We start from the raw sequence: 13,347 nt of genomic DNA on the forward strand, positions 1-13,347 counted from the left end.
CCGAGCTACCGGCTCAAGAACCGCCTCCAGGCCATCGCGCGAGAGACCGACGTGGCCTAGCAACTGGGGACGTTCAAACGTACCGGCCCGCCCCGTAGGGAGAGTACGCCGACAAGGCGCGGCGGATGGCCGAGCGGGGCTGGCTGGTCAAGGAGCCGGACGGCCGGTTCAGCGCGAGCGTCCGGCCAGGCGGCGGATCATGAGCGCGGTCATCGACCAGTAGATCATCGCCTCGGCGGCCGCGGTGGTGCGCTCGTAGTCGCGGGCCAGCCGGCGCGTGCGCATCAGCCACCCATTCGTGCGCTCGATCACCCAACGGCGCGGCAGCACCTTGAAACCCACCGCGTTCTCGGAGCGCTTGACCACCTGCAGCACCATGCGGAGAGCAGCGGCGGCCCATTCCACCAGCGCCCCGCTGTAGCTGCTGTCGGCCCAGACCAGCTTCAAGCGGAAGTGCCTCTCCCGCAGGCGGGGCAGCAGTGCGCTCGCAGCGTCACGGTCGGTGGTGGAGGCCGCGGTCACCCGGACCACCAGCAGCAGCCCGAGGCAGTCAGTGACCAGGTGGCGCTTGCGCCCGTTGACCTTCTTGCCGCCGTCGAATCCGCGCGAGTCGGCGCCGACCACCGCGTCGGCCTTGACCAACTGGGAGTCGATGATCCCGGCGCTCGGCTCCGGATCGCGGCCCTCTTGCACGCGCACCTGCCGGCGCAGCCGATCGTGCAGCTCGGTCAGCAGCCCCTGGGCCAGACAGCGGCCAAAGAAGCGGTAGACAGCCTGCCAGTGGGGGAAGTCAGCAGGCATCGCGCGCCACTTGATGCCACCGTCGACCAGGTAGAGCACGGCATCGACCATGATGCGGTGGCAGTAGGACTCCGGGCGGCCGCCGCGGCCCTGAAGCCAGCGCGGCATCGGCAGCGCGTCGCGGACCACGACCCACTCGGCGTCGGTCAGATCGCTGGGATAGTGGCGCTCACGGTCAGCGTGGTCGACGGCGTTGCCGAACCGGTGAGCCAGACAATCACACGGCGACACGCCGAAGTTGGACACCGACGCGGCGGGCGCGGAAGACTGTGACACCTGGGCCTCCTGAGTGCTTGGTGACTCGACATCTCCGAGCTACGCAGGAGGCCCTTCCGTCGTGCGCTGACCAGTCCGTGATCATCCGGACGGGAGCGAGACCCGCACTCCCGTCCGATCTTCAAGCTGCAAGATCGCTTTGATAACGGCTTCTAACGCCGCAAGGCTGGTGCGGCGGGCTTACCGCCGACGGTTTGAGTGTGGTCTGTCAATCCCCTCGTTGTGTGGAGTGTTTCTAAGCGGCCAGCTCCAGGGCGGAGCCGGTCCGATGCTTATGCTCGTAGTCGATCGGGCTGTGGTACTCGCATACGCTGTGTAGTCGGCGGGTGTTGTAGAAGCCGGTGATCCACGTGGCGATCTTCAGCCGGGCCTCGGTACGGGTGACGAAGGTGTGCCGGTGGACGTATTCGACCTTGAGGACGCTGTTGAATGCCTCGCTGACGGCGTTATCGAAGCATGAGCCGACGCGTCCCATGGACTGGGTCACGCCGAGACGGCGGCAGGTCCGCTTGAACCGACGGGAGACGTACTCGCTGCCCCTGTCGCTGTGAAAGATCACGCCTTTCACGTCGCCTCCGCGGGTGGCTGCGGCCATGTGCAGTGAAGCCACGACGAGTTCGGCATCGTGGCGAGCGCCCATCGCGTAGCCGAGCAGGCGGCGTGAGAACAGATCGATCACCGTGGCCAGGTAGAGCTTGCCCTCGCTCGTGACGATCTCGGTCATGTCGCCGCACCAGACTTGGTCCGGGGCATCCGCGCTGAAGTCGCGGCGCACGAAGTCCGGCGCCGCGGCCCGCCTGCCTGGGCGGGTGAGCCCGCGACGCCGGCGGATCTTCCGTCCGGCCAGGCCCAGCTCGGCCATGGTCTTCGCGACGGTGTTCACCGACAGGCGCCATCCCTCCCGGACGAGCGTGATCCACACCTTCGGGGAGCCGTAGGTGCCGCCCGAGGCGTCGAAGATGCGCCGGACAGCCTCGGCCAGCTGTCCGCGCCGCACCTCGCGGGCGGTGACAGGCTTGTCCTTCCACTTGTAGAACCACGACTCGCTCACGCCCAGCACGCGGCAGGACATGCTGTGCGGAATGTTCTTCTCGGCCTTGCAGTCGCTGATCACCCGGCCAGCCGGGCCGGGTCCGCGGCAGCTACTTCACCCACAAGGCCATGCACTGTTTGAAGACGTCACGTTCCATCTCCAGCTCGCGGATGCGCTTGTTCTTCTCGCTCATCTCCCGGCGCAGCCGCTCCAGCTCAGCGCGTTCGGCTTCCCGCAGCCGGCCGCCCGCGGCGGCGGGCGCGGGCCGGTCGGAGGAGGCCGAGCCGTTCCTCCTCCATCGTGAGACCCAGCTGTGCAGCGTCCCCGGATGCACACCGAGGTCCTCGGCGACCTCCGGGATCGGCTTGCCCGTCTCGATCACGATGCGTACAGCACCTTCACGGAACTCGGCGTCGTACTTCTGTTGCTTGGACCCCATGAACCTCTGCTTCCCCTGGTATCACGGACTCCACGGTACGAGGGGACCCTCAGGTCACATTTCGGCGTCCACGAAAGCCTTTCTCATGCGGGTGCCAGGCGACCAGGAGGACGCCTACCAGCTGCCGTGGATCGTCCTGGCGCTGGTAGCCGTGCGGCGTATCAGCAGTGCCGTCCGCAATGTGCACCAGTCTGACAATGCGGACTGTGCTCACCCCGCGGGGACCCTCAGCGTTCCGGGTGGCGGCCGCCCGGCAGTCGCGTCTCGTCCAGGGCCTTGATGTGGCGCAGGCCCGTTTCTCCGAGTGCCTCGGCTACGGCGGAGATCAAGCTGTCCGCGACAGACATGGCGCCGATGAGCGAGTCGAATCGGCCCTGGCACTCGACCCTCGCCGGCAGGACAACCTGCGCGTCTTCGCTGGCCGGTGACAGCCACCGGTCGGTGAAGAGCACGATGGCCGCGCCCCGTCGCCTCATCTCTTGTACCGCTTGGACGGTCGTATCGTCGTAGCGGCGGTAGTCGAACGCGATGAGCACGTCGGACTTCCCACTGGACTCGACTCGATTCCTGGTCGTCAGGTCATCAGTGCCCAGCCACATCACGTCGCGTCGCAGCAGCAGCAGGTGGAAGTACATGTAGTCGGCGAGGGCGCGGCTGAATCGGCCGCTTAGCAAAAGGACCGACTTCCGGGGGTCGGCCAGCAGTGCTGCGGCCCGCTGCAGTTCTTCAGGGGACAGGTCATGGAGAGTGTCGGTGACCAGTCGGGCGGCGTCGGCCGCCGCGTGTGATGTTGTAGTGCCCTGCGGATACTGCCTCAAAGGTGAGCCCAACGGCTCATCGACCTCACGCAGGAGACTTTTCTGTAGGTCGGGGAAGCCGGTATATCCCAGTTTTATGGCAAAACGGACCACGGTGGGGGCACTGACGGTCGCCTTGCCGGCAAGGACGGCGACCGTGTCGAGGCCTGCTGCCGGGTAACTGGCGAGCAGCGCCCGGGCGACCTTGCGTTCGCTCGCACTCAGCTTGCTCATCCTGCTGCGGATGCGGCTAGATACCCGATAGTCCTGGTCGGAATCGTCTGTCATGCTGCGGCAAAGCCTCCCTAACCGTTGCTGCTCGCCCCGTACAGCAGGCCTGTGGCGATGGACAGGAGCTTATCGGCGTATCACCAGCGTGCACCGTCCTGGGCATTGTCTGATGATTTCAGCGGCGCATCGTGGGCGGCCCGGCCTGCGGCAGCGGCGAGGTATCCGGCGAGAAGTGCGTCTGCGACGTCGCGGACCGCTCTGTCTGTGGGTAGGAACCCGCCGGAATGCAAGCGGTTGTCCTCCGGGATGGGTGAGCCGCCGTTGTCGACGCCGACGAACATCATGAGGCTGGGCATCTGCTCACTGTAGAAGGCGAAATCGTCGGAGCCGGCGGAGCGCATGTCACGCATGACCGTGGCGCCCAGGTTCTCCAGTTGCCGCGCTGCGTGGACGGCGAGCGTGGGGTCGTTGTGCAGGGGCGGCTCGCCCTCGGCGATCGTCACTTGGGCCGAGCATCCGTAAGCCCCGGCCACCGCAGCACACAGCTGGGTCAGCTCCTTGGCCAACGTGGCACGGCGGGCCGGTGAGTCGGCCCTGACCGTGCCGTACGCGACAGCCTGGTCGGGTACGACGTTGGTCGTCGTACCGCCCTCGAGGCGTGTCACTGCCACTACTGCGGTGGCAGTGGGATCGATGTGGCGGCTGCGCAAACTCTGCACCGCTGTGACGATGTGAGCCAGTGTTGCGATCGGGTCCTTCGTGGTGTGGGGGTAGGCGGCATGGCCACCCTGTCCGGTGACGGTGATGCGGAATTCGTCGCTGGAGGCGTTGACCGTCCCAGGAGTGCACGCGGTCACACCCGCAGGCAGCTGAGGCTGGACGTGTGCGGCGATCACAGCGGCGCAGTCGGCGGGCAATCGCCCGCTGAGCAGCACGTCCCGGGCGCCGGAGGGCGCCGTCTCCTCTCTCGGCTGCAGGATGGCGACGACCGGCGCTGGGCCACCGGTGATCGCCAACGCTCTCAGCAGGCAGGCCAGAGCGGCCAGGTGCACGTCATGTCCGCAGGCGTGCATCACCCCCGGGTGGGCGGAAGCCCAGCTGACACCGGTCCGCTCGGTGACCTCGAGTGCGTCCAGTTCCGCACGCAGCACCACGGGAGGGCCAAAGGCACCGGGGATCTGCAGGCGCAGGAGGGCGCCGGTGTCGGCCACGGGCGACATATGGCCGTGTGGCCAGTCGCTGGTGATCGCGGCGACAACGAGGTCGCGCGTCGCCTCTTCGGCCCCGGAGACATGCGGATCAGCGTGGATCTGCTGCCTGAGCTGTACGGCTGCGGGAAGCTCTGCTTCGATAGCGGCCTTGACTTTGGCGAGATAGCTGGTTGCGGGCTGCGTGTGAGAAATCGTCACCGGGCCTCCTCGATGCCGTAGACGCGTGCGGCGTTTTCCCGGCCGATCATGGTCGCGATGCGATGTGCGTCGCGGACCGACATCTCTTTCTCGGTGACCCAGGGAGTCATGGCCCGGATCATGCCGCGTCGCCACAGTGCCGCTCCGAGGTAGTGCAGTTCGGCCGGGCCTACCGCATCCGAGGAGAAAAGGATCTTGGCGAACGGGGCCAGTTCCAGGGACTCGGCGATAACCGCGTGCGACTGCAGACCGGTGTAGTTCGTGCCAAGGCCCACATCGAAGTAGACATGCGGGAAGGAATGGGCGAGGTAGCCGGCGTTGCGGTGGTAGGGGTAGCAGTGCAGCAGCAGCAGGTCTACTGCGTGCGGTTCGACCAGCTTGATGAAGCGAGTCAGCAACAGCGGATCGCAGCGGTGCAGCTCGAGGTCAGGGTCGCCGTACCCGGAGTGCAGCTGGATGGGCAGGCCCCTTTCGACAGCCGACCACAGCAGGAACCGCAGGAGGACGGGATGACCGACGCGGGCCGGGCCATCTGTGGCGCTGCGCAGAACGTCCCCTGCGGCACTGATGGCCTCAGCGACGGAGGGAGGGGTGGGGTCGAAGTCGAACCCGAAACGGTAGGCAACGATGCTCTTGACGCCTACGGCGTTAGCAGTGCGCTCGTGCAGGACCTGGGGGAAACTGCGTACCGCCTTTTCGGCGGAACCAGTCTGGCGAAGCAACTCTTCGAACACGTTCTCCAGCCGGACCACCTCGCGTACCGAGCGACCCGAGATCTGCCTCATGTCCTCGACGCCGAGGATGCCATCCGAAGACAGGCCCGTCTCCACTAGGTATGTGTCGACGCCGGAGGCGCGCAGCAGGCGCCGAGTGACGTCTGCCTCGCCTAGTTCCCGCCGACGTCCCACATAGTCGTCAGCCGAAGCAAGGGGCTCGAGACCGAGCAAGGGGGCGCACCATCGCCTGATGGCCAGCCCCACCTGGGAGTCGAAGTGAGTCATCCAGTCGGGAACCTGCCGATCCGACTCCGACAGCATTCCCTCCAGCTGCCGGCGGTCCGTCTCATGACGGAGCGTCCCATGCACATGGTGGTCGATCAGAGGTATGGCCTCGATACTGGTCGTCAGCTCTTCGGCAAGCACACTAACGCCGCGCATCGGGTCAGTAGACATTAACGATCCTCTCGCATCGTGCGGTCGGCTCCAGGTTCCCCACCTCGGCCAGGTCGGCTCGCCGGACAGCGAGGTGCAGGTCCACCAGCTCCGGCGCGAACCACGACCGGGCTACGTCGTCGGCCTGCAACGCATCCAGAGCTTCCTCTGTGGAAGCAGGCAGAAGGGGAACGTCAGCCTCGGTCACTGATTCCGGCCAGACATGGGCCGGGCTGTAGTCTGACTCGATTCCCTGTAGTCCAGCCGCGACCAGGGCGGCGAGGGCCAGCCAGGGATTGGCCGTGGCGTCCGCTGCACGGTATTCAAGGTTGAACTGGCGCTCGATGGGCGTCTTGGACAGGGGCGTAGTGGGGCAGATACGCACGAGCGCTTCTCTGTTGCGCTCCGCGAGGTAACTTCCAGCCACGCTCCAGCGGTCTGGAGCCAACCGGATGTAGGAGACGGGTGACGGCGCGGTCCAGGCGGCGACGGCGGAGGCGTGTTGCAGGATGCCGGTCGCGAAACGGGCGCCTACCTCTGACAGCCCGCCGGGACGACTGGCGTCGTAAAGGACCGGCTCACCTTGTTCGTCGAGCAGACTGAAGTGGATGTGCACGCCGTTCCCGGTTCCGCTCGGGTCGACGACGGGAGCGAACGTAACCGGGACGCCGCGTCGCCGGGCGAGGTCGCGCACGATTTCCCGCAGCAGTACCGCCCGGTCGGCAGCCCTCAGGGCATCGGTCGGCTTGAGAGTGATCTCGTACTGGCCCGCGCCGTACTCTGGCAGCCAATTCTCCGGTTCGAGGCCTGCGGCAGTCAGCGCGCGCACCAGGTCTGTACCGAAGGGCTCGGCGGCCCGGAGCCGACTGAAGGTGAAGGGGGCATCCGATGCCGTGCCGGGCAGCATGAATTCGTGCTCGAAAGAGGCCGTGAGCGTGAGGCCAGTGCGTTCACGGAGCCGCGCGAGTACGGACTTCAGTGCACCGCGCGGACAGTAGCGCCATGGTGTTCCGTCCAGCTCGACCTGGTCGGCGAGGTAGAGGCGTATCGCCGGGGCGGACTCATCCGCCGGCAGGTCGGCGCCGGAGCCGAGGTCCGGCAGCAGGCGCAGGTCGCCCCGGGTACCGAAGGGGTTGCCGGGAAGGATGGCTCCGGAGGAGGTGATCGCCAGATTGGCTGGCGTCCAACCGACTCCGCTCAGCAGGGCTGAGTCGAGGGCCGTGAGCGGTAGCGCTCTTCCCCGGGTGATGCCCACAAGGTCGTTGGTGGCGATGAAGACGAGGTCCGGTTCTGACATTCGACTCTCCTGGGACGGTGAGGGAGATGCCCTCTTGAGGTGGCTTTGTCCTGCCGCTTGCGAGCTGCTGATGCGGAGGGTGGTTCACGGTGGGCACGATTCGGATGCCGCTTGGGGCGTGGTCGCCTCGATGCCGAACTCGACGAGCAGGGAAGCACGCATGCGGCGCAGCGCAGCCTTCGCGGTCAGGGCGATGGCCAGGCCGACAGCGGTCCATGCGAGCCCGAGGTAGGCAGGGGAGGAAAAGGGATTCTGTTGCCCCTTGACGCTGCACCAGATGACGACACTGATGAAGACGCCCCCCAGCCCGGGCAGCAGCGTGCCCCACAACGGGCTGGCTCCCTCTTCACGGTCGACAGCAAACTTTGGTGACACGGAGAAGGCCATCGCGGCGACTTCGGTCATCAGATAGGCGATCATGATGGCGACGGCCCCCGTAGAGGCGAAGAGGGTGTAGACGTCCAGCGACGGGATGCCCGAGGCCAGCCGCGGCCATCTTGTGAGCCAGCAGACGATGTTCACGACGAAGCAGAGGCCGAGGACAACCCAGATCGCGTTGCGGGGCGTGCCCGCCCGAGCATCACTGCGGGCCAGCAGCCCCGGCCCGAAACCGTTCCGGCTGAAGGCGAACAGCAAGCGTCCAGCGCTGGCCGCGGAGCCGACGAGGCATGCGAAAGCCGAGATGATGGCCGCGAAGATCATCACGAGACTGAAGGCGCTGCCCACATAGGCCTTACCGAGGTCCCCCAGGGTGTTGCCCGATTCGCTGAACGCCCGTTCGCCCGCGGCATCAGTACCGAATCCCACAACTTGCGCGTACATGACCAGGACGAACAGCGCTCCGGTGAGCAGTAGGGTCCCCGTGAGAGCCCGGGGTATGTTCCGCTGCGGGTCGTCGGTCTCCTCGCCAAGGGAGGCGCAGCCTTCGAATCCCGCCCAGCACAGGAAGGCCGTCACCACTGCTGGCATGACCTGCGCAAGCCCGACACCGCGGCTGAGCGAGAACACAGAGAAGCTGAGTCCGCTGCCGGAGTGCCCGCCCTCAGCGAAGATGACCGCCGCCAGGAAGAGCATGCCCGCCACGCCGACGCCTTCGATGACCATGAGGATCCTGGCCACGGCCTTGGCGTCCCTCACGGCCACGACCGCGGCCAGGGCTACGGCAGCCGTCATGGTGAGCGGCCAGGGGAGTTGCATCGCTCCACTGTGATGGTTCTGCACTTCGAGCAGGAACGCATCGGTGAACGTGCTGACCAAGGCAGCAAGCCCCAGAGAGAAACCGACGTAGGCGCCCAGGAGCGCGAACCCTGAGAAGAAGCCGGCTCGAGGTCCGAGCACCACGCCGACCAGGGCGTACACACTGCCGGCGTGGTTGAAGCGCCGAGTCAGGCGAACGAAACCGTAGCCGACGAGCGCGACACCGACCAGCCCAATCAGGAAGACCAGAGGGACGGCTCTGCCTGCGGTGCCCGCAATGATCTGGCCATTGCCAGCCATGGCAAGGCTCGGGCCGACCACAGCAAGGGACAATGCGACGGCCGCCCACAGAGGCACTCGTCGCGGTGCTGCAGGTGCTGAATCAGGACCACTCATCCGCGGTCACTCCTCACATGATGCACAATCCCTCTAAACGAACCACGCAGACAGACAGCTGGAAATCCCTGTTACAGACTAGAGTGTTCTTCCGTTCTATCGTTACGTTTATAACAGGCTGGGGGGCATGACGGAAGAGAGGGGTCAACACTCGTCGGAGCGTGGATCATCGGCGTGCCGGGTCTCGGCACCACGGGGCGGGTGGGACGGGCGCCGTAGCGTGATCACACCTACCCCTCAGCGCCTGTGTTCGTAGCTTGTGAGCATGCCGCAGACCAGTGCGAAGGGGCCAGGATTCTCGTGTGCGGCAGCGCACGGGCGCCAGCCCCTTACCGATCTGTAGTAGCCGTGGGCGTGCTGCCGCTGCTTGCCCCTGTCATCTGGCCGGCATGGCGTGCGATCGGCGTGGCGTCTACGTCTCGCAAGTAGAGCGCCTAGACCTGCCTAGACCTGCCTAGACCCGCAGCCAGTCAGCGGCTGACGGGACGGTAGCCGGGGAACTCATGGGTGAACCCGGTAGCCCTGCAGGCGAGCCGCCTATGGATGTCCGCTTGCCCGGCCTGAACGGGAAGAAGTGCACGACGCGCCCAGTCGCGCTGGGCCGCCACGGGCAAGGTGGCCGCACTGTTCTGGCCGTCCGGCCGTGGGGAAAAGGTCGCGTCGGGTACAGTGGGCGTCACGCCGGGTTTGCGTTCGCGAAGTCCAATCTGCACCCTGCCGACGCCAGGGCTTTGCCCTCCAGCATGCCGAGGGGGTGCGGGCCATACGGGTTCCCACGCCCTTCACCGAGTGGTCCGAGGCTCGTGTGTGGGCCAAGCTCCATCGCCTGGTGCTCGACGAACTGGAGGGTCGGGGCGAGTTGGACTGGCGCGGTGCGCGATGGGACCGAATCCGACCGACCGGGGTAAGAGCGGATCGAAAATCCACCGCATCGTCGACTGGAACGGGCTGCCCCCCTCGATCGGCATCTCCGGCGCGCCAACCTGCGCGACAGCCAGGCTCTCGAGTCTCTCGTCCGCGGGACGCTCCGGACGCGGACCCCGCCGACGACGCCCGACCGAACTCCACGGCGACAAGGCATACGACTACTCTCACCTGCGGCGATGGTTGCGCACCCGGGCATCAGCCCTCGCATTGCCCCACGCAGAGCCGAGAGTTCCCAACCTCTGGGCCGACACCAGTGGGTCGTCGAACGCTCCATCACCTGGCGCAGCGGATGCCGACGACTACACCGCCGCTACGAACGCAAGGCCAGCCACTTCCTGGCCTTCACCGCCCTCGCAGCCACACTCATCTGCTACCGCGGACTGACCAAATGAAGTGACACCTGTAAGAGAGATTGCCTGCCGCAGCGCTCATGCTGCCCCGGGTCTTGATCTCTCGCAGCAGCATGAGGCGTTGCAGGTCCAACATGGCTGGCTCCTGCAGCCTGCAATTCGGACGTCATTGCAGACCGTCTTGAGGAGGATAGCCACCCCACTGCGCCTACAATCAGGAACTAGTGCCGCCAGGATATTGCATTAGCGGTCACGAGGTGAACTGCGCCCATTGGTGGGCTCGGCTGATGCAACTCGAGCCGAGCCCACTCCTCGTCCGAAAGATCACCCGGCTCCACGGCGAGTGAGACGATCTACCCTGAGCGAGTCACGCAACCCACGGACGACCTAATCGTCAGACAGTGTGTGCACCGACCGCAGCTGTTGCCTTCGCGCCCTCTCCGTGAGGGGCCGGCAGTCAGCTGGGACCGCTGGTAGCACTCATAACATGCTTCACGCGGGTGTAATCGGCCAGCCCGTAAGTGGATAGATCCTTGCCGTGCCCTGAGTGCTTGAAGCCACCGTGCGGCATCTCAGGGGTGAGGGGGCCATGTGTGTTGATCCACACGCAGCCGAAGTCGAGCTCAGGGACGGTGCGCAGGATGCGGCCGTGGTTAGTGCTCCAGACCGAGGCAGCGAGGCCATAGGGCTGGTCGTTGGCCAGACGGATGGCTTCTGCCTCGGTGGTGAACTTTTGCACTGTGAGAACGGGAGCGAAGATCTCCTCCTGCACTATCTCGTCGTGCTGGCCAACTCCTGAGATCACAGTGGGAGCCAGGTAGTAGCCGGTATCGCCTACGCGATGGCCACCAGTACGAAGTGTGGTGTGGCTGGGAAGACGCTGCAGGAGCCCAAGAACTCGATCGAGTTGGGCGGCGCTGTTCAGTGGCCCAACATCGGGTCCGTCGCCCTCCCGCGCCTCAGGTCCACATGTTAGGAGTTCGGCTCGCTTGACGAGTGCGTTGAGTAGGTCGTCGTATACGCTCGCGTGCGCCAGGACGCGAGTGGCAGCGGTACAGTCCTGCCCGGCGTTGTAATAGGCCGCGTCCACGATGCCGTCGGCGGCGGCCTCTACATTTGCATCGCCGAAGACCAGAGCGGGAGCGTTGCCACCAAGTTCCAGGTGAGCCAGTTTCAGGTCGCGGGCGGCGGCCTGAGCTACTTGGATGCCAGCCCGGGTTGATCCGGTGATGGACACCATTGCGGGGATGGGGTGTTCAACCAGCATGCGACCCGTGTCACGGTCGCCGAGGACGACGTTGACCACTCCGGCAGGCAAGTAGCGGCTCGCTAGCTCAGCTAGCATGACGGTGCTGGTCGGAGTGGTCTCGGCCGGTTTGACGACTGTGGTATTGCCGGCTGCAATGGCGGGGGCGATCTTCCACACAGCCATCATGAGCGGGTAGTTCCAGGGCGTGATCTGAGCGCACACGCCTACTGGTTCCCGGCGGATGAAGGAGGTAAGCCCCTCGGCGTACTCACCGGCCGAGCTGCCCTCTAGGAGCCGCGCCGCTCCGGCGAAGAACCGGATTTGATCGACGCACCATGGGATCTCGTCATGGAGCATCTGCCGACGACTCTTTCCGGTCTCTCGGCATTCGACGTGGGCAAATGCTGTCGCGTTCTCCTCAAGCGCATCAGCTATTCGTAGTAGCGCCAGCTGTCGCGAGCCCGGCGTGCTACGCCGGAAGGTACGAAATGAATCCGCAGCCGCCTCAAGTGCTAGGTCAATATCCTTGAGACTTGACACCGTGGCACTACCCAGCGGGACTCCGCTGCGAGGATCGGTGAGCGGCATGACTTTGCCCGTTGCGGAGCCTCGGTGCCCCCCGATGAAGTTTGTCAGAGTTGCAGTGGTAGTCATTTTACCTTCCGGATAAGCAGCTATAAACACATGCAGGGATAGAAGCAGCATCATGCGTGCTGACTTGGGTTGACGATTTGAAGGAGGTTCGGTCCCTCCGCTGGTCCATTTCTGTGCCCACAGGTCGAAGCGCGCGTCGGGCTGTGGATTCTCACGTAGGTGGTCGTGCCGACCGCACGCATGACACATGTGGTTCAGACTGCTCCGAGGGTTGAGATCACCGCAGCCCGTTAATCAGGGTGCCCGTCCGTAGCCCAGTCCCGCAGGGAACGGCATCGACCGTGCGTTCTGTGCTCCCAGCATGCATACCGCAGGATGAACGCGTGGTTTCGGCGGCCGAGCTCTGATCTGCGCTTCTGACCCCCTTCAATTCCAACCAGCTGAGGGCATTGTGGCCGTGTGGCGCCGGGGCCGATGCCTGTAAGGGGCTCACGCGGCGATCCGCCCGGCGCTGTCCGCCGTGATGCCCTTGGTGGAGGCGATCACATTCTTCAGCTTCTTGGACAGGGCCTCATAGAACATGCTCAGCGGAAACTCGTCCGGAAGCACGTCGTCCACCAGCTTGCGCGGCGGCTGGGTCAGGTCCAGGGCGTCGGGGCCCTTGGCCCACTTGGAGCCCGGGTGCGGGGCGAGGTAGGTGGAGACCAGCTCGTAGCCGGCGAACCAGTGCACGAGCTTGGGGCGGTCGATACCGTCCCGGTACAGGTTCTCGATCTCGGCGCACAGCTGGTTGGTGACCTGCGGGGCGCGCTCCCAGTCGATGGAGAGCTTGTTGTCGGTCCAGCGGACGACGTCGTGCTTGTGCAGGTAGGCGAAGAGCAGCTGGCCGCCGAGGCCGTCGTAGTTGCGAACGCGGTCGCCGGTGACCGGGAAGCGGAACATGCGGTCGAAGAGCACCGCGTACTGCACGTCGCGGGCCTGCGGAACGCCGTCCGCCTGCAGCTTCACGGCCTCCTTGAAGGCGGTGAGGTCACAGCGCAGCTCCTCCAGGCCGTACATCCAGAACGGCTGGCGCTGCTTGATCATGAACGGGTCGAACGGCAGGTCACCGTGGCTGTGGGTGCGGTCGTGGACCATGTCCCACAGCACGAAGGCCTCTTCGCAGCGCTTCTGGTCGTGGACCATCGCGGCGATGTCCTC

General features: G+C 65.6%; 10 protein-coding genes and 1 pseudogene. 1 reads left to right on the forward strand and 10 read right to left on the reverse strand.

Annotated elements, in window-relative coordinates; all coding sequences use genetic code 11:
• Nucleotides 1-168: 168 nt before the first annotated feature.
• The 8 genes from AC07CM_RS48890 to AC07CM_RS48925 form a co-directional block, all read right to left on the reverse strand.
• Nucleotides 169-1,047: an IS5 family transposase gene (locus tag AC07CM_RS48890; protein ID WP_478883055.1), complete on the reverse strand. Its 879-nt coding sequence runs from the start codon at nucleotides 1,045-1,047 to the stop codon at nucleotides 169-171.
• A gap of 265 nt (nucleotides 1,048-1,312) precedes the next feature.
• A complete protein-coding gene (locus AC07CM_RS48895) occupies nucleotides 1,313-2,191 on the reverse strand; it encodes an IS3 family transposase (RefSeq protein WP_478883056.1) in 879 nt (292 codons plus the stop codon).
• A 28-nt stretch (nucleotides 2,192-2,219) separates the two neighbouring features.
• Complete coding sequence (locus AC07CM_RS48900; RefSeq protein ID WP_478883057.1) at nucleotides 2,220-2,549, reverse strand: transposase; 330 nt, start codon at nucleotides 2,547-2,549, stop codon at nucleotides 2,220-2,222.
• A gap of 227 nt (nucleotides 2,550-2,776) precedes the next feature.
• Nucleotides 2,777-3,634, reverse strand: coding sequence for a MurR/RpiR family transcriptional regulator (locus AC07CM_RS48905; protein ID WP_478883058.1), 858 nt, complete (start codon nucleotides 3,632-3,634; stop codon nucleotides 2,777-2,779).
• A gap of 80 nt (nucleotides 3,635-3,714) precedes the next feature.
• A complete protein-coding gene (locus AC07CM_RS48910) occupies nucleotides 3,715-4,986 on the reverse strand; it encodes a M20 metallopeptidase family protein (protein WP_478883059.1) in 1,272 nt (423 codons plus the stop codon).
• Complete coding sequence (locus AC07CM_RS48915) at nucleotides 4,983-6,158, reverse strand: amidohydrolase family protein (RefSeq protein ID WP_478883060.1); 1,176 nt, start codon at nucleotides 6,156-6,158, stop codon at nucleotides 4,983-4,985. The genes AC07CM_RS48910 and AC07CM_RS48915 overlap by 4 nt, the downstream gene beginning before the upstream one ends.
• Nucleotides 6,148-7,434, reverse strand: coding sequence for a type I glutamate--ammonia ligase (locus AC07CM_RS48920; RefSeq protein WP_478883061.1), 1,287 nt, complete (start codon nucleotides 7,432-7,434; stop codon nucleotides 6,148-6,150). Before AC07CM_RS48920 ends, AC07CM_RS48915 begins: the two co-directional genes overlap by 11 nt.
• Nucleotides 7,435-7,518: 84 nt before the next feature.
• Entirely contained in the window at nucleotides 7,519-9,027 is a 1,509-nt protein-coding gene (locus AC07CM_RS48925; protein WP_478883062.1) for an APC family permease, read from the reverse strand.
• 727 nt (nucleotides 9,028-9,754) lie between these two features.
• Here AC07CM_RS48925 and AC07CM_RS48930 point away from each other — a divergent pair.
• A pseudogene (locus tag AC07CM_RS48930) lies at nucleotides 9,755-10,346 on the forward strand (IS5 family transposase); the annotation flags it as partial.
• Nucleotides 10,347-10,761: 415 nt separating this feature from the next.
• On the opposite strand, the gene AC07CM_RS48935 reads toward AC07CM_RS48930, so the two are convergent.
• On the reverse strand, nucleotides 10,762-12,207 hold the full coding sequence (locus tag AC07CM_RS48935) for a gamma-aminobutyraldehyde dehydrogenase (RefSeq protein WP_478883064.1): 1,446 nt from the start codon (nucleotides 12,205-12,207) through the stop codon (nucleotides 10,762-10,764).
• 429 nt (nucleotides 12,208-12,636) lie between these two features.
• Nucleotides 12,637-13,347: DUF6421 family protein (locus AC07CM_RS48940; protein ID WP_478883063.1), on the reverse strand; the 711-nt coding region annotated here is incomplete at its 5' end.

It is taken from the genome of Streptomyces sp. NPDC044061, from assembly GCF_056434305.1.